Source organism: Mangrovibacterium lignilyticum, from assembly GCF_010882175.1.
In the GTDB taxonomy this organism is placed as follows: Bacteria; Bacteroidota; Bacteroidia; order Bacteroidales; family Prolixibacteraceae; genus Mangrovibacterium; species Mangrovibacterium lignilyticum.
Genome location: NZ_WKLH01000004.1, coordinates 191,810 through 209,444, shown reverse-complemented (window position 1 = coordinate 209,444; position 17,635 = coordinate 191,810). Strand labels below are relative to the sequence as shown.

Below are 17,635 nucleotides of genomic sequence, written 5' to 3'. Positions count from 1 at the left end.
ACATCATTAACTAAAGAAACACCAAATAAACATGAAGCATATGCCTTTTCAGCGGAAAGGGCTGAAATATGTGCTGTTCCTATGTGTGCTGTTGCTGCTTAGCAGTCAGTCAGTATGGGCGCAGTCCGTAACTTTCCGCCTAATTAATCCCGAAAACGGGGAACTAATCAGACAGGCCAACTTTCAATATGGAAAACAAGCCGGCAACTCCGGTGACAACGGAATAATCCAGCTGGAACAGGATCAATCCAGCTCCTTATTTATCAGTCATCTTCAATTTGGCAAGCAAGAGTTTTCGCCAAAAGAAGTTGCATTGGCGGCTCAAACCGGTGAGCTGAAAATTAATCCTCAATCTCACCTGCTGCAACCGGTCGTCTATTTCCAGATACACCCGACAGCAGGCGAAAAAGAAAGTATGAATTTCCAGTCGGCAGAAATGTTGGAGCACGATGCCGGGAATCTACTCGATCGGTTTATGGCCATTTCAAGCATCCGAAAAAGTGGCAGCTACGGTTTCGATCCGGTCATCCGGGGCTTTAAATACGACCAGGTAAACCTGGTGATCGACGGCGTCCAGGGTGCCACAGCCGGATGTCCCAACCGAATGGATCCCTCATCGAGCCAGGTTCCGATGAACATGATTAACCAGGTTGAAATAGTCAAAGGCCCCTACAGTCTTCGTTACGGGAATGCTTTTGGCGGAACGGTGAATTTTAAAAGTGCCGGCCTTGATTTCTCAGAAGCAGGAAAGCTCGGCGGTCGCCTAAGCAGCAGTTACGAAACCAACGGTAATATTTCGAGAACCGAAGGGCTCGCCAATTACACGAATCGCTTTTCTGACTTGAAATTATTTGGAGCCTATGCTACAGGCGATGACTATAAAGACGGGGATGGCATGACTGTTCCGGCCAGTTTCAATCGCCGTAACCTGGGAGGAAAATTGGGAATCAAGCTCACCGACTCACAAGAATTGAGTGCAATGCTTGCCAACAACTACGCCGAAAACGTTGACTTTCCCACCCTCCCTATGGATTTGCGGAAAGATGATACCTGGTTATTTAATCTCGGACATGCCGCACATTTTAGCAAGAGCAACCTCACAAATTGGGAAACAAGCCTGTACGCAACCAAGGTGAATCATACCATGGATAATTACGACAAGCTGATAAATCCAAGAATGGTGGATGCGATCACATTTGCTAAAACACAAAATTTCGGCGGGCGAACAGAAATGCACTTCGACTTTGAAAAATCTTACCTGTTTGCGGGTACCGACATGCGTGTTGAAAAGGCCGAAGGAGAACGTCAGCGAACCATGCTGATGGGGCCCATGGCCGGAATGACCGTGTATGACAATGTATGGCAGGATGCTCAAATTCGGAAGAATGGTGTTTTTGCTGAATATCATTTACCGGGCGAAAGCTATCAGCTGGTATTTTCGGGCCGACTAGAGCTAAATCATGCAGAGACTCAAAATCCGGATGCTGCCTTTTCCGACCTTTACGAAGGTGACTTGACATCAGATTTGGTTAATCCGGCTTTTAGTTTGGGGGGAACGAAGATATTGACGAATCGGTTTTCAGCCGGGCTTTGGTTGGGACTGACACAACGCAGTCCGGGGCTGGCCGAACGCTACATCAACTATTTCCCAATCGGTCTTGATCCGTACGAACTGGTTGGAAACCCGAATCTGAAAGCTGAAACAAACAAGCAAATCGACCTCGTTTTGTCGTGGAAGTCGAAACAGACAAACATCAACCTGAATGCTTTTTCAGCTTTTATCGGCAATTACATTTCATCTGAAATCAGGGATGATTTAATTCCAAGGATGACAAGTGCTCCCGGCGTTCGGCAATACATCAATATTGACCAGGCATTACACGCTGGTTTTGAATTGAGTTGGAAACAGCAATATGGAGAACATTTGTACCAGATTGCTGAGTTGGCCTACACTTATGGCAAAAATAAAGACAGTGGTGAAGCCTTGCCGGAAATTCCACCTATGGAATTTCGCTACCGAATAGTAGGTTCTTTTATTCGGCAAAAGTTACAGGCAGAAATCAGCTTCAGGCATTCATTTAAGCAAGATAGAATAGCAACCAGCTATGGTGAAAATGAAACGCCCGCTTTCAATGTTGTCGACCTAAAGGCCAATTACCTGATTACATCGGCTATTAGCGTAAATACCGGGGTCAACAATTTGCTGGATGAAGCTTACTACGAGCACCTGAGCCGGAATATGACCGGTTCCAGCCGTCCATTGTATTCACCGGGAAGAAGCTTCTATTTCAGCTTGGTGTTTAATTTCCTGTAAGCTGAAAAGATAAAAGAACTGACTTCGGGTGAAACCCTCCATGCAAAAAAAGCCGCTCTCCTTTCGGAAAGCGGCTTTCATATATCTGGAGTACTCAGAATTACTTCTTGTATACTTTTTTGTATCCGTAGATAGCTGAAGCACCCAATTGTTCTTCGATACGAAGTAATTGGTTGTATTTAGCCATACGGTCTGAACGGCTCAATGAACCTGTTTTGATTTGACCTGAGTTAGTTGCTACGGCGATGTCAGCGATAGTTGAATCTTCAGTTTCACCTGAACGGTGAGAAGTTACTGAAGTATAACCAGCACGGTGAGCCATTTCAATAGCATCCAATGTTTCAGTCAATGTACCAATTTGGTTTACTTTGATCAGGATTGAGTTAGCAGCACCCAATTCGATACCTTTTTGCAGGTACTCAACGTTAGTTACGAACAAGTCGTCACCAACCAATTGGCATTTGTCGCCCAACTGAGCGTTCAATGCTACCCAGCCATCCCAGTCGCCTTCGTCCATTCCGTCTTCGATTGAATCGATTGGGAATTTCTCAACCAATTCGGCCAAGAAAGCAGCTTGTTCAACTGAATTACGTTTTGCGCCATCAGCACCTTCAAATTTGCTATAGTCATAGATACCATCGCTGAAGAATTCTGAAGCAGCACAGTCTAAAGCGATAGAAACATCACCGCCATCTTCTTTACGACCTGGTTTATAACCGGCGTTTTTGATTGCTTCGATGATTGAATTCAATGCGTCTTCGGTACCATCCAATGCAGGAGCGAAACCACCTTCGTCACCTACAGCAGTACTTAAACCGCGTTTTGACAATACTTTTTTCAAGCTATGGAAAACCTCAGCACCCATACGCAGACCTTCGCGGAATGATGGAGCACCGATTGGGCGAATCATAAATTCCTGGAAAGCGATAGGAGCATCAGAGTGAGAACCACCATTGATGATGTTCATCATTGGAACAGGCAATGTTTTTGCGTTTGTTCCACCGATGTAACGATATAAAGGTTGACCGAATGCAGCAGCAGCAGCTTTAGCAACAGCTAAAGAAACACCCAACATGGCATTGGCACCCAATTTAGATTTAGTTTTAGTTCCATCCAGAGCCAGCAATTTGGCATCTAAAGCAACTTGGTCAGAGGCATCCAAACCAATGATTTCTTTCGCGATCACTGTGTTGACGTTTTCAACAGCTTTCAAAACACCTTTACCCAGGTAACGGCCTTTATCGCCATCACGCAATTCCAGTGCTTCGTTTTCACCTGTTGATGCACCTGATGGTACAGCTGCTAAACCTACAGCACCACATTCCAGTGTGATTTCAACTTCTACAGTTGGATTTCCGCGAGAATCGAGGATTTCTCTACCAACAACGTTACTAATTAACATGATTTATGGTTTTGAATTAAACTTAATATATAACCTTACAAGACTGTTTTAAGTCAGCTTTTTTAAAAGCCGCAACAAATATAATAAATCCGCTACACTTTCCCTGTCTTGGCTCCGAAGGAATAACTTAAATTTAACCCGAATTAATGAACCTGTTCATCCTTTAAAAATTAGCAAACTGGTTGTATTTCTTGCCGCGTTTATATTCCAAGACCTCAACATCTTGAACAATCACCAAAGCACCTTTTTCCGAAACATCAATCAGCTTTTTCACGACGTTTTTGAAGGACTCGATTTTGGATCTTTCATCGACAATTTCAATTGTTACAGGAACCTGATTTGTTGTAAATACCATTTTAACACTGTGGATAGAATGACTCGCACCAAAAGATAATACCCCACGAAAAACGGTCGCACCTCCTAAGCCAAAATCTCTGGCTTCGCGAACAATTTCTTCGTATAAAGGGGTCTTTCCGACCATATCTGAAGCCGAAACATAAATCTTTAATAAACTTGTAATGCCTTTCATAACTTCATATTTTAAAATTGATACTTTAGTCTCTCTTAAATTACTACTTCTTTTCAGGTCGTTTTGTTTAAATTTTTTATTAAAAAACCTTAATAGAAGTAACTATTTTACAGACCGTTAAGACAAAAGCCTTGCAACATTCAATCTTATGTGCTTTTCAAGAAGTTATCATGTTGAACATGTGTAAGATATTCGGCATGACGGGAACGCGAAAACTATCTAACCAGCTTATCGTTATAATCAAAATAACAAACAAACTGTTGCATGGAAACCACCAACACAGAGTCACCGGAATATTCACTGAATCAAGTGCTTGCTTTTGCAGGCCCCAGTTTGGAGGAACAAAAAGAACTCATTCAGTTGCTGGTCGACTCCGCCGGCCTCAACGTCGCTGCCTTCAGAAACGAGATTACTCTGCAAAACCGGGCAAATGCTTGCGAATTAGCTCATAAAATGCTGACGCTCTTCAAACAACTGCAAGCAACTAAAATAACCCCATCGCTGGAGCAACTGGAACAAGTAGGGAACGAACTTCTCCCGGACGAACAATTTTTTGCGATTGCCAAAACAGTTCTAATTCAGATTGAGCTTGTATTAAATGACATCAAATTGCGTCACTTTTAATCAAGCCCAACAACCACTCAGTTCAAACGATGATTTTCCTTTTCCGGTAATTCAATCTGATATTGTTTCAATTTATTATATAATGTTTTTCGATCGATCTGAAGTAAACGAGCTGCTTTACTTTTATTGTAATCGGCTGTCTCTAATGCTTTTTGTATCAATTGTATTTCATTGCCTTCATTAAACAGCGTCAATTTATCTTCTTTCGGCTCGGGTTGATAGAGTGCATCCGGAATTTCCTGGAGCGAGATCTCCTGTCCCGGCACCAACAAAACGGCACGCTTAATTACATTTTTCATTTCCCGAAGGTTGCCCGGCCAGGCATAGTTTTCAAAAGCTGATTGTACTTCCAGCGCAAAACCGGCAACATCGCGCGATAAATATTCGTTTGCCTGGTGCAGAAAAAATTGCGCGAACTCCATCACATCATTCTTCCGTTCGTGGAGCGATGGGACATCAATTTGAAACTCATTCAACCGATGATACAAATCTTCCCGGAAACGTCCATCGGCCTGAGCTGATTTCAGGTTTTCGTTGGTTGCGGCAATAATTCGAATATCAACCGAGATTTCTTTGCTGCTACCGACCGGTTTCACCTTTCGCTCCTGCAAAACCCGCAACAATTGGATTTGTGTACTGTAGGACAGATTCCCAACTTCATCCAGAAAAATTGTTCCGCCATTGGCAGCTTCAAAATAACCCGTTTTGTCGTTGGCCGCTCCGGTAAAAGATCCTTTGACATGACCAAAAAATTCGCTGGCAACAAGTTCTTTCGGAATGGCGCCGCAATCGACCGCTACAAAAGGCTGATGGACTCGTTTACTTTTCTGATGGATAGACCGGGCAACATATTCTTTTCCGGTTCCGCTTTCACCCAAAATTAAAACCGACATCGGCGTTGGCGCAACCAATTCAATATGTTTGGCCAACCGTTTCGAAGGGTTGCTCTTTCCTTCGAAAAACTCAGCGGTGGGAGCTTTCCTATTCGGTTCGGCCTTCGTCTCTCCTTTTGGCATTTGCGACAGCGCCTCGCGAATCATATTCAATAACTCCTGGGGCTGAAAAGGCTTGGGAATATAATTGAAAGCACCCTGCTTGATCGACTGAATCGCCGTGGTAATATCGGCATACCCCGTCATCATAATGACTTTCGTCTTCATCGACTCCTTTCGGATCAGTCGGATAATGTCCATTCCGCTAAAATCAGGCATCCGAAGATCAGTGAGCACCAAGTCGTAAATATTCTGGCGAATGTGCTTCTGAACTTCGTTGGGGGAGTGCAGAATTTTTACGTTAAAATGGTTTCGGGTCAGGTAATTCTTCAACATCTGCCCGAAGGCTAAATCATCATCAACAATCAAAATTTTATTCATACATTTTTCAATTAAGAAAATTTCTCGGCTCTCGTTTTATTGGCTTTAGCATCAATCCCGTGCGACAAACAATACAAACGCACAGAACCTCTGCAGGCTAAATAGCGCTGGCAGAGGTTGTCCTGTTTGCTGAAAACTCATGCTCTGAAAGCAAACAAATTGCTTGTTTCCCTTGTGAGTTTCATGCGTGGCGAATCATTACTCGGCTGTTGGTGCTTCAACTTTTGTCAACTCTCCTGCTGCTGTATAAAATAGATCATATTTCATTTCACCGCTGCTAACGCTAACTTTAAATGATCCGTCGCTTCCTTTGAAAGCTTTGTCGAGTGTGTAACCCGAATAATCAGCCGACAACGCTGTGCTTACTGCCTCAGGCAAAGCACTGGTTTCAATCTCTTCGAAACTGACTTCCTGAGCCATGATCTCCATGTTTGTATTTGCTTTTGCAAGTGGACTTGCCCCAACAAATTGAGGAACCATTAAACCAATTGTTACCGCTGCTACTGAAAATAATACTGTCTTCTTCATGACTATTAATTTTAAATGTTTAAAAATTGTTTGTTTATCGTTCGCTGGTAGTCTTCTATTGGAAAAGTATGCCAAAACCAAAGAACCAACTCCCGGCACAACACTAAACACTTAAAAACAGCAACTTAAAAACAACCACAACTATTTGGCACGGGTACTTTGAATTCTCAAAATGATGTGGACTCTACATTATTGATGTAGATATTCTCTACAAAATCATCGAACACCACGAATTCTCACCCACAGAAATGGAGTAGGTTTCAGTCATTCCATTATTTTTGACCAACAGAAACAAGGAAAACTATGAAACATTACCTCCGAATTACACTGCTTTTTGTGCTCTTTTGTTTGACTTTAACAGTTGTTGAAGCTCAGGAAAAAGAAGGGATACAACATATTTACAACGATTGGAGCCGGCAGGAAATTCTGGAAAATGCATCGGTTGGTTTTTACGCGGTTGATGCCAAAACCGGCGAATTACTGGCGGCCTCAACGCCCCAGCAAAGTCTGGTTCCGGCATCTATTTTGAAACTACTCACCACCAGTACGGGACTTGAGTTGCTGGGCACCGATTATCGTTTTGAAACTAAACTTGCCTATAACGGCGTTCTGAAAAACGATACCCTTTTCGGCGATATCATTCTTATAGCCGGCGGCGATCCGGCACTTGGTTCGAAGTACTTCAAAGATTATCAACCGTACCAAAACTTCGTCGGGAAGTGGGCTGAGGCAATCAAAAAGCAACATATCAAACACATTACAGGGAACCTGATTATCGACACATCGGTATACGACGACCAAAGCATTCCTGCCACCTGGATTTGGGAAGATATGGGAAACTATTACGGAGCCGGAGTCTTTGCCCTGAGCGCGTATGACAACTTGTACGAGCTGCATCTTTCTTCGCCGACGGCTCCCGAAAAACCAACCCAATTGCTTTACACCTTACCGGTTCTGCCGGATGTTGAGTTCGACAACCGGGTGCTTTCATCGAGCGAAAACAGCGATAAAGCCTTCGTATTTGGTAGCCCGCTGGATCACAAAAGAATCATTCGCGGAACCATCCCCAAAGACCGAACTGACTTTGTTGTGAAAGCTTCAATTCCCAATCCCCCTTATTTAGTGGGAACACAGTTGGAGCAGGAACTCGGCTTACTAAATATTGAACTGTCGGGCACCATCCAGTGTGGGGGCGGTGATAAAACGGAAGACATGACAACCATATCGGTGATCAAATCACCGACACTGGCCGAAATCATCAGCGTAACCAACCACGAAAGTGTCAACCTGTTTGCCGAGCACATTCTGAAGCAAATCGCTTACGAAACAACCGGCCTGGGAACGACCGAAGCTGGTATCGAGCTGGTTCTGGAATTTTGGGAACAGCAGGGCATGGACATCAAACCCTTGTTTATGGAAGACGGGAGCGGCCTGTCGCGTTTCAATGCCATTACGCCCAAACAAATGGTCTTCGTTTTAAACTACATGAAAAACAAAAGCTCTAACAGCGACGCTTTTTTCGACAGCCTGCCAGTCGTCCCCAATGGGACCTTGTGGTATTTCAATCACTCCTATTTTCCGAAAAAGGCCTTGCGTGCCAAAAGCGGAAGCATGACCCGTGTCCGGTCTTTTGCGGGCGAACTGAAAACACAAAGCAAGCGGGATGTTTTGTTTGCCATTCTTTTAAATAACTTCTCGTGCAGCCAAAGCCAGGCAATAAAAACGATTGAGAAATTGCTTGTGAAAATTGAGAATCAATAGACCAGGTACAAACATGGTAATTCCAGAAAGGGTGAAGTGCGCTTTCAGTTTAAACGGTCATAAGGCAAGGTTAGCAAGCCGTTCTTGTCCTCGGGGGCGATCAAATACCAGCGTCTTGTTCTGGTGTCATGTTTCATGATGAAATACAGGCCGCTTTTGGTGCATATTTTAAAGTAATTAGCCACCGATTCCTTCCCCCCTACATCCATCTGATACCATCGATCCGTAATCTTGATTATAACGAAACGTAACTTATTCCAAAAAAACTCCACAGGATATTCTCCCGTCTGATTGCCGGAATGACTTTCAACTTTTATCGGAATTTGGTACATCGCGTTTAGTTTTCAGTTCCAGTTCTGTTTCACCTGTTAAACATTCAATTTCAAATAGAAAGTATCCATTGAATACGGTGGCTAATTCATACCCATATTGCTCGTTTACGTATTTCATTGCCCGCAAGATTCATCTTGCCCCGGATGAAAATAGATCGTAACTTTAACAGATGAAAGCATGGATTATTGACAAAATCTGCGATTTAAACCATGAAAACCAGCCACTAAAGCAGGTTGAACTTCCGAAACCGATTCCGGCAAAAGGAGACCTGTTGGTTCGGATCAGCACCTGCGGTATTTGCCATACCGAAATTGACGAGATTGAAGGACGAACACCTCCGCCCAATTTCCCGGTTGTTCCGGGGCACCAGGTGGTGGGGATTGTGGAAGAAAGCAACGAGACTGAAGGCAGGATTAAGATCGGCGACCGGGTCGGTGTGGCATGGATCTACTCTGCGTGCGGACATTGCGAATACTGCCGAAGCGGAGCCGAAAATCTCTGTGCCGCTTTCAAAGCCACCGGCCGCGACGTCGATGGTGGCTATGCCGAATACATGGTTGTTCCCGAACGCTTCGCCTACCCCATTCCGGACATCTTTACCGATGCGGAGGCTGCTCCTCTGCTTTGTGCCGGCGCTATTGGCTACCGCTCGGTGGCCCTGACCCGGATGGCCCGGGGTAAACGAATTGGATTGACTGGTTTTGGAGCATCAGCTCACCTGGTGTTGAAAATGCTTCTTTATCAATACCCGGACGCTGAAGTCTGTGTTTTTGCCCGCAGCGAAAAAGAACAGGAATTTGCCCGGCAACTGGCTGCCGTTTGGGCAGGTAACACCACCGACACTCCGCCCGAATTACTCGACTGCATTATTGACACCACCCCGGTGTGGAAACCGGTGATTCATGCGCTGGAATGTTTAAAGCCGGGAGGACGACTGGTGATTAATGCCATTCGCAAAGAAAGTATCGACCAGGAATATTTGCTGCAGCTGGATTACCCGAAGCATTTGTGGCTGGAAAAAGAAATTAAAAGCGTGGCCAATGTCACCAGTACCGATGTGCGGGAATTTATTCGGATGGCGGCAGAGATGCCGTTTAAACCGGAAGTGGAAACCTATGCTTTTGATCGGGCGAATGAAGCCATCCTGGAAATTAAGCAGCGAAAAATACGGGGCGCAAAAGTTCTGGTAATCCGGAACTAAAGTTACATCACCTTGAATGGTTCGCAGTTATTCCCTGAAAAATTCCCGGTAGCATTTCAGAATTCCTTTTTGAGGCTCCAACTTTCGAACCGGCGACAAGCCAATTTGCTGCCGCAAGCGATTTAAATCGGCCAGCCCGGGCTCTTCGTTTCCGTCCAGCTTCAACATGAAAACGGTTTTCAGCGTCGATCCCCGATAGCGAACAACATGCGGCCCCGTGCGCGCCGGATGCAAATGAATGTAACGATCCGAATCCCCTCCTTCGCGAATAATCCAAACGGAACCATCAGAAAGTAAAAGATCGCGGTATCCACGCGGCGTTTTCACCCAGACCTGAAAAGCAGACGCTTCAAACGTGTTCCCTTTCCGCAGCAAAGCCTCAAGCTCCCGGCAGATCTCTGTGATCGTTAAATTCCCGGTATATACATCGACATAGTTATTGCAAACCGGCAACAATTGCTCGTCCACCAGCTCGGCCGACACATTTTTCAGGACCGACAACAAGTAAGCCCGATGATGCTTAAAGGCATTGAACCGAAAAGGCTTGGGAACTTCTGAATTCATATCGCTGCGATGTTGTTCGTGTCAGCGCACCATTGCTCCGCAAAAAGCTTCTTTCAAGGTGCGGTTTTCAATTTCCAGCTCAAAGATCCGGGCTTTCAGCTTTTCAATTTCATCCTTGACCTCAGTTCCGCCGGATGTTTTACATTCAGGTTCGGGGTAAGGCAGCGCTTGCGCCAACTCGCGGAAAAAATTATACTGAAACAAGTCCGACAATTCAGCCAGACGTTGCACTTGCATGGTGGACCGATCGAAAAGAGTTCGGGCGGCAGAATAACTTAAACCAAGGGGTTTGGCCAAATCGCGGGTCGTCATCCGACGCTTTTCAGCCTCGCGCTTGACCATTTGAATAACCGGTAGATGTTCCATTGTAGTTCGTTAATTGATGAATACTTAAAGATGCAATAAGCTACATGGTTTTCAACTAAAAACCAATAATAAACATCTAAATATTAGCCAATAACAACTACTAATTGCTAAGCAATTTCTAAATATAAACAAAAAACGCCTACTTTCTGACAAACAATAACTACTAAACTGACAACAATAGCTATTTCAGCACCCTAAATAACTACTTATTAGCATGCAAGATTCACTTACAACAAAACAATGACTACTTTTTGACAAGCAATGACTACTTATTCGCTAACAACAAGTAAATACCAAACAAAAATGACTAATTACTCGTCATCAATAACGAATAATTAGTCATTTCAATAATATCACTTGTGGTATCGAGCGTCTTAGTTTCCGCGAATGAGGTTACCCAATGCAAAACGTCCGCTTCCGAACACGAGGATTGTTGCGAACAGCAACAGGTACAACAAAGCCATTTCCTGCTTACCAAATCCTTGTCCGGCATGGATCATAAAAGCAGCGACAAGCATGGTAATAATAATCGGGATTGTTGCCAAGCGGGTCATAATTCCCAAAATGACCAGGACCGAACAGAAGAATTCGGCAAAAACAACCAGTATAAATGAAGGCAATTGCCCGATTCCGAAGGGATCGGCAAAGGCAGTGTCGCCCGATATTAATTTCAAGAGCTTCGGAATTCCGTGCGTTAACAGAAACGCGCCCGAACCAACCCGCAACAGCAGCAGCCACAAATTCTCAACAAACTCATTTGATCGTGAGCCCAGCATTCTTTTTCCCATAATTGTCTATCTATTTAAAATTACAAAGCTCGAAATTAAAAATCGATGCTTTAAAAGCAAGCAAGTTTTATCAACTAAAAATTAATTCTTTCTTGATCGCCGCTTTCCATTTTATCAAAAAGTATCGAAATCAGCTCGTTTCCGAAATTAATCAAACTGTCATCTGGAATTCTGTTTTAATAACAAATTCACAGATTGAGAATTATGATACCTCCAAAAAACAGAAATTCGTTCCCTCTTTAATTACTAATCCGAAGTACAGGACCCGTTTTCGAATCTATTTCACATTGGAAACAGACCATTTACTTACAATTTAATTTTGCATTTCAGAATTAATTCATACTTTTGCTTCAATATAAAAATAAAAGATGAAAATCTCGGCTATCATATCTAACGTTGTTGTCCTTCTAGTAGTGGTCATTTCGCAAGCGAAGTGAGGATGATGCACGTAGGTATATCTGGTAGCCATTCTCACTCAAAAGGGAATGGCTTTTTTCATTTTATAAAACGCATATGAAACATTACTCGACATATCATTTGGCAGTCCGCCTCGTCATTCTTAGAAGACTTTGAGAAAGGCTAAAGATTGTTGAGTCAAAATATGAATAAGCCTTTCTCTTAAACGAGAAGGGCTTTTTTTTAGGAAACAAACATAAGCACGAAGAGATGCAGAACAAGTTAAGATCAGCTACAACCACCCAAGGAAAAAGGATGGCCGGAGCACGCAGTTTATGGCGGGCCAACGGGATGAAAGAAGAGCAATTTGGGAAACCGATGATTGCTATCGTTAATTCGTTTACGCAATTTGTACCCGGGCACGTCCACCTGCACCACATCGGACAATACATTAAAGAAGAAATTGAGAAGCAAGGTTGCTTTGCTGCAGAGTTTAACACCATTGCTGTTGACGACGGAATCGCCATGGGGCATGATGGAATGCTTTATTCCCTGCCATCGCGCGATGTCATTGCCGACAGTGTTGAATATATGTGCAATGCGCATAAAGTAGATGCCATGGTTTGCATCTCGAACTGCGATAAAATTACGCCGGGCATGCTAATGGCTGCCATGCGGTTGAATATTCCCGTGATTTTTGTCTCGGGAGGCCCGATGGAAGCCGGCGTTGTTGACGGTAAAAAATACGACCTGGTTGACGCCATGGTTTTGGGTGCCGATCCCAATGTGGATGAAGCTCACTTAGCACGCGTTGAACGCGATGCCTGCCCGACCTGCGGTAGCTGTTCGGGTATGTTTACAGCCAACTCAATGAACTGTTTGGCTGAAGCTTTAGGTGTTGCCCTGCCGGGTAACGGAACCATTCTGGCAACCCATGCCAACCGGAAACGTTTGTTTGAAACAGCTGCGGAGCAAATCGTAAAAATCACTTACGATTATTACCAAAACGGAAACGAAAAGGTACTGCCCCGAAATATTGCAACAAAAGCTGCATTCGAAAACGCCATGAAATTAGATATTGCGATGGGCGGATCAACCAATACAGTACTTCACATTCTGGCTATAGCCCACGAAGCCGGAGTTGATTTTACCATGAAGCATATCAACGAATTATCGCGGGTAACACCGAACCTTTGTAAGGTAGCTCCTAACGGACACTACCACATTCAGGACGTCAACCGTGCCGGTGGAATCCTCGGAATTCTCGCCGAATTGAGTCGCGGCGGCCATTTGGATACGTCTGTTTCACGTGCCGATGGTTTGACATTGGCCGAAGCAATTGCCAAATACGACATCATGGGCGACACCGCAAAAGAAGAAGATACGCAACGCTATAAATCTGCTCCCGGAGGGTTCCGCAACCTGGTACTGGGATCGCAGGAAAACTATTACGAAGAATTTGATAAAGACCGTGCAAACGGCTGTATCCGCGACCTTGAACATGCTTACAGCAAAGATGGTGGAATTGCTATTTTGTATGGAAACATTGCCGAAGACGGCTGTATTGTAAAAACGGCCGGTGTTGATCCTTCTGTTTACCGGTTTAAAGGAACAGCGCGTGTTTTCGAATCGCAGGACGATGCCGTCAACGGTATTTTGGGCGATGCTGTTCAGGCCGGCGATGTGGTCATTATCCGTTACGAAGGACCAAAAGGCGGACCGGGAATGCAGGAAATGTTGTACCCGACTTCGTACCTGAAGTCGATGCAACTGGACAAAAAATGCGCCCTGCTGACCGACGGACGTTTCTCCGGCGGTACATCCGGTTTATCAATCGGTCATGCTTCACCCGAAGCAGCAGCCGGTGGAGCCATTGCCCTGATTCAGGATGGTGACCCGATTGAAATTGACATTCCTGCACGGAAAATAAATGTCCTGATCAGCCAGGAAGAACTGGATCAAAGAAGAAAAGAAGAAGAGGCGAAAGGGAAAGACGCGTTCAAACCCGTTAATCGTCAACGAAATATAAGCAAAGCACTGAAAGCCTATGCCAGCCTTGTTTCATCGGCCGACAAAGGTGCAGTTCGCTTAATAGATTAGTAACCAACAAAACACGTATTTATAATGGCAACAAAACGAGTTACAGGTTCACAAGCTGTTATTCTTTCTCTGTTAGAGGAAGGAGTTGATACCATCTTTGGGTATCCGGGCGGAGCAATCATGCCGATTTATGATGCCCTTTATGATTTTGATAAGCAAATCACCCACATATTAACGCGCCACGAACAAGGTGCCGTGCATGCCGCGGAAGGTTATGCTAAAGTCACCGGTAAAGCCGGGGTCTGTTTCGCAACCTCAGGGCCAGGTGCTACAAACCTGATTACCGGAATTGCCGATGCTCAAATCGACTCTATTCCGTTGGTTTGCATTACCGGGCAGGTAGCATCGCCTCTGCTGGGTACCGATGCCTTTCAGGAATCGGATGTGGTAGGTATTTCGATGCCGGTAACCAAATGGAACTACCAGGTTACGAATATTGAAGAAATTCCAGAGGCAATTGCCAAGGCTTTCTACATTGCACAATCCGGCCGTCCGGGACCAGTATTGCTGGACATCGCTAAAGATGCTCAAGTTCAGGAACTGGATTTTGAATATAAAAAATGCACCAAAATCCGCTCCTACATTTCGGAGCATCCGGTTGATCCATTCAAAGTCAAGGAAGCAGCAGATTTGATTAATGAAGCGAAAAAACCCTTACTGCTGTTTGGACAAGGGGTTATTATTGCCAATGCTGAAGATGAACTGAAAACGTTCATTGAAAAAACCGGCATTCCGGCAGCATGGACTTTGCTGGGTCTTTCGGCATTACCATCAGATCACCCACTAAACGTGGGCATGCTGGGAATGCACGGAAACTATGGTCCAAACATCAAGACCAACGAAGCTGACCTGATCATTGCCGTTGGTATGCGTTTTGACGACCGGGTGACCGGAAAAGTAAGCGCGTATGCGACCAACGCAAAAATCATCCACTTGGAGGTTGATCCTGCAGAGATCAATAAAATTGTAAAAGTCGATGTTGGCGTATTGGGCAGTGCCAAAAAATCGTTGCCAATGCTCACATTGAATGTGAAAGAAAATAAACACGAAGCCTGGCTTCAGGAATTCCGCGATTGCGACAAAATTGAACAGGAAAAAGTCATTCAAAAAGACACTTTCCCGACAAAAGAAGGCTTAACCATGGGTGAAGCTGTTCGCATGGTTTCGGAAAAAGTGAATAACAACGCGGTATTGGTAACCGATGTTGGCCAACAACAAATGATTGCTTCCCGCTACTTCAAGTTTACCCAGTCGAAAAGTAATGTGACTTCCGGCGGATTGGGAACCATGGGATACGGCATTCCTGCAGCCATGGGTGCACAGTTGGGTGCAAAAGACCGCACTGTTTGTTGCTTCGTAGGCGATGGTGGTTTTCAAATGACCTTACAGGAACTGGGCACCATTGTACAAAACAAACTTCCGGTGAAAATTATTCTGCTGAATAATAACTTCCTGGGAATGGTCCGTCAATGGCAGCAATTGTTCTTCGACAGACGTTATTCCTTCACCGAATTGCAGAACCCGGATTTCATCATGATCACAAACGGATTCGGCATGCCGGCACACAAAGTAAGCAAGCGCGAAGATCTGGAAGCAGGTGTTCAAAAAATGATGGAGCACGATGGCCCTTACCTGCTTGAAGTTGTTTGCGAGAAAGAAGACAATGTATTCCCAATGGTACCGGCAGGAGCCTCGGTTTCTGACATTATTCTTGAAGCTTAATTTTTAACGATTATCACTATGAAACAAGAATTTATCATCACCGTTTATTCGGAAAACCATATTGGTCTCTTAAACAGAATCACCATCAACTTCACACGTCGTAAAATCAACATTGAAAGTTTGACTGTTTCAGCCTCGGCAATTCAAGGAATTTCAAAGTTCACGATCGTGGTTAACGAAACTGAAGACCGGGTGAAGAAAGTCGTTTCCCAGTTGGAGAAAGTGGTTGACGTTTTAAAAGCCTTCTACCACACCAACGAAGAAATGGTGTACCAGGAGCTGGCGCTTTACAAAGTTCAAACCGAATCGCTGTACGAAAGCGATCAAATTGAACAGCTGGTTCGCAAATCAGGTGCCCGCATTTTGGAAATTACCCGCGAATTTACCGTCATTGAAAAAACCGGACACAAAACAGAAACTCAAAAAATGTTTGACGATCTGTCGCAGTTCGGCGTCTTGCAATTTATTCGCTCCGGCCGCATCGCCATTACCCGCGACCCAATCGAGCGACTGTCCGAGTTCCTGAAGGAACGCGACGCACTACTGGAATCTATGGATTAAGCCAAATAGCATTGATCGGATGACCTCGAGTCATCCGATCGATTTGCATGACTCCCCGCATGAATTCGATCAACGAACATTTACCGGTATACAGCCTCGACAACTTCAGCTCGAACGAGCGAAAAAGCCAGCAGTTCCAGGTTGAAGTGTTTGATGCCAAGCGGCACTTCAGCGTAAGATACCCGCACCGGCACGACTTCTTCGAGGTCCTTTACCTGCTGAAAGGCTCCGGCTTTCATGTCATCGATGGAAACCGTTACGAAATTAAGCCACCTTGTGTGTTTTTCATGTCGCCGGGGCAAGCCCACAAAATCGAATTTTCGCACGACATTGAGGGCTACATCTTCATTTTCACGGCCGACTTCTACCTGGCCAATCGCAGCAACCAAAACAGCCTGATTGAATTTCCCTTCTTTTATAATCTGAAGCAGGACAACCCACCTCTTTTACTCGAGCAACAAAGCGATATCAGTTTTTTGGAAGGTCTTTTCAAAAGAAGTATTGGTGAATTGGAATCGAATGAAACAAACCGGCTCGACATGCTCCGATCACTTCTCGATTTAATTTTAACAACCTGCAGCAGCCGCTACCGGACATCGGAAAATATGAGCGGTAAAGGCAAAGGACACATTCTGGTGAAAAAGTTCTATCACCTGGTCGAAGAAAACAACCATAAAAATCTTTCGCTGAAAGAATACGCTGCCTTGCTGGCTGTCACACCCAACCACCTCACTCAAACGGTTAAAATACTGACCGGCAAAACCTCAAGCCAAATTATCAAAGCCAAACAAATTCTGGAGATCAAACGGCTATTGGTACATACCAATTTGAGTGTCGCCGAAATTGCGCACCAGCTTCACTTCGAGGACCAATCTTATTTCACCAAATTCTTTAAACGCGAAAGCGGATTTTCGCCCCTCCAGTACCGGAATGGTGCAGCATCCCGATAAAAAATTACCATTCTAACCAAAAGTCTCTTAAATCGTAAACAACTGAAATTTAATCAGGACGAATCAAACGAAACAAATACTTTTTCACCAATCCATGAAAATTACCAAAAATACACGCTTTTT

16 protein-coding genes are annotated in these 17,635 nt (G+C 44.5%); 8 read left to right on the top strand and 8 right to left on the bottom strand.

From position 1 onward, the window contains the following. Window positions 1-40 precede the first annotated feature (40 nt). Window positions 41-2,314 carry a TonB-dependent receptor domain-containing protein gene (locus GJV22_RS18460; RefSeq protein ID WP_163717370.1) on the top strand — a complete coding sequence of 758 codons (2,274 nt, stop codon included), beginning with the start codon at window positions 41-43 and terminating at the stop codon, window positions 2,312-2,314. 100 nt (window positions 2,315-2,414) lie between these two features. On the opposite strand, the gene eno is transcribed toward GJV22_RS18460, so the two are convergent. After that, window positions 2,415-3,716 (bottom strand): phosphopyruvate hydratase, encoded by a 1,302-nt coding sequence (eno, locus tag GJV22_RS18455; RefSeq protein WP_163717368.1) that lies wholly within the window; start codon window positions 3,714-3,716, stop codon window positions 2,415-2,417. 163 nt (window positions 3,717-3,879) lie between these two features. Further along, window positions 3,880-4,245, bottom strand: coding sequence for a DUF190 domain-containing protein (locus GJV22_RS18450; RefSeq protein ID WP_163717366.1), 366 nt, complete (start codon window positions 4,243-4,245; stop codon window positions 3,880-3,882). 264 nt (window positions 4,246-4,509) lie between these two features. Here GJV22_RS18450 and GJV22_RS18445 point away from each other — a divergent pair, with 264 nt between their 5' ends. After that, window positions 4,510-4,869, top strand: a complete 360-nt coding sequence (locus GJV22_RS18445; protein WP_163717364.1) for a hypothetical protein — start codon at window positions 4,510-4,512, stop codon at window positions 4,867-4,869. 17 nt (window positions 4,870-4,886) lie between these two features. On the opposite strand, the gene GJV22_RS18440 is transcribed toward GJV22_RS18445, so the two are convergent. Both GJV22_RS18440 and GJV22_RS18435 read right to left on the bottom strand, forming a co-directional pair. Further along, the gene (locus GJV22_RS18440; protein ID WP_163717362.1) at window positions 4,887-6,242 is read right to left on the bottom strand and encodes a sigma-54-dependent transcriptional regulator; all 1,356 of its coding nucleotides are present in this window, start codon (window positions 6,240-6,242) and stop codon (window positions 4,887-4,889) included. Between the two features lie 198 nt (window positions 6,243-6,440). Further along, complete coding sequence (locus GJV22_RS18435) at window positions 6,441-6,770, bottom strand: hypothetical protein (RefSeq protein WP_163717361.1); 330 nt, start codon at window positions 6,768-6,770, stop codon at window positions 6,441-6,443. Window positions 6,771-7,073: 303 nt separating this feature from the next. On the opposite strand from GJV22_RS18435, the gene dacB reads away from it, so the two are divergent. Further along, window positions 7,074-8,531: a D-alanyl-D-alanine carboxypeptidase/D-alanyl-D-alanine endopeptidase gene (dacB, locus tag GJV22_RS18430; protein WP_163717360.1), complete on the top strand. Its 1,458-nt coding sequence runs from the start codon at window positions 7,074-7,076 to the stop codon at window positions 8,529-8,531. Window positions 8,532-8,575: 44 nt separating this feature from the next. Here the strand turns inward: dacB and GJV22_RS18425 are convergent, their stop codons facing one another. Next, window positions 8,576-8,863: a hypothetical protein gene (locus tag GJV22_RS18425; protein WP_163717359.1), complete on the bottom strand. Its 288-nt coding sequence runs from the start codon at window positions 8,861-8,863 to the stop codon at window positions 8,576-8,578. 170 nt (window positions 8,864-9,033) lie between these two features. Between GJV22_RS18425 and GJV22_RS18420 the strand changes: the two genes are divergently transcribed. Continuing rightward, complete coding sequence (locus GJV22_RS18420; RefSeq protein ID WP_163717358.1) at window positions 9,034-10,065, top strand: zinc-dependent alcohol dehydrogenase family protein; 1,032 nt, start codon at window positions 9,034-9,036, stop codon at window positions 10,063-10,065. A gap of 27 nt (window positions 10,066-10,092) precedes the next feature. Here the strand turns inward: GJV22_RS18420 and GJV22_RS18415 are convergent, their stop codons facing one another. The 3 genes from GJV22_RS18415 to GJV22_RS18405 form a co-directional block, all read right to left on the bottom strand. Continuing rightward, complete coding sequence (locus tag GJV22_RS18415) at window positions 10,093-10,629, bottom strand: hypothetical protein (protein WP_163717357.1); 537 nt, start codon at window positions 10,627-10,629, stop codon at window positions 10,093-10,095. 21 nt (window positions 10,630-10,650) lie between these two features. After that, window positions 10,651-10,995, bottom strand: a complete 345-nt coding sequence (locus tag GJV22_RS18410) for a hypothetical protein (protein ID WP_163717356.1) — start codon at window positions 10,993-10,995, stop codon at window positions 10,651-10,653. Window positions 10,996-11,369: 374 nt separating this feature from the next. Next, window positions 11,370-11,783 carry a DoxX family protein gene (locus GJV22_RS18405; RefSeq protein WP_205461948.1) on the bottom strand — a complete coding sequence of 138 codons (414 nt, stop codon included), beginning with the start codon at window positions 11,781-11,783 and terminating at the stop codon, window positions 11,370-11,372. Between the two features lie 666 nt (window positions 11,784-12,449). Between GJV22_RS18405 and ilvD the strand changes: the two genes are divergently transcribed. The 4 genes from ilvD to GJV22_RS18385 are packed head-to-tail and all read left to right on the top strand — an operon-like array spanning window position 12,450 to window position 17,512. Beyond that, on the top strand, window positions 12,450-14,279 hold the full coding sequence (ilvD, locus tag GJV22_RS18400) for a dihydroxy-acid dehydratase (RefSeq protein WP_163717354.1): 1,830 nt from the start codon (window positions 12,450-12,452) through the stop codon (window positions 14,277-14,279). 24 nt (window positions 14,280-14,303) lie between these two features. Beyond that, on the top strand, window positions 14,304-16,001 hold the full coding sequence (gene ilvB / locus GJV22_RS18395) for a biosynthetic-type acetolactate synthase large subunit (RefSeq protein ID WP_163717352.1): 1,698 nt from the start codon (window positions 14,304-14,306) through the stop codon (window positions 15,999-16,001). An 18-nt stretch (window positions 16,002-16,019) separates the two neighbouring features. Further along, a complete protein-coding gene (ilvN, locus tag GJV22_RS18390; RefSeq protein ID WP_163717350.1) occupies window positions 16,020-16,562 on the top strand; it encodes an acetolactate synthase small subunit in 543 nt (180 codons plus the stop codon). 59 nt (window positions 16,563-16,621) lie between these two features. Then, entirely contained in the window at window positions 16,622-17,512 is an 891-nt protein-coding gene (locus GJV22_RS18385; protein WP_163717348.1) for an AraC family transcriptional regulator, read from the top strand. Window positions 17,513-17,635: the final 123 nt, after the last annotated feature.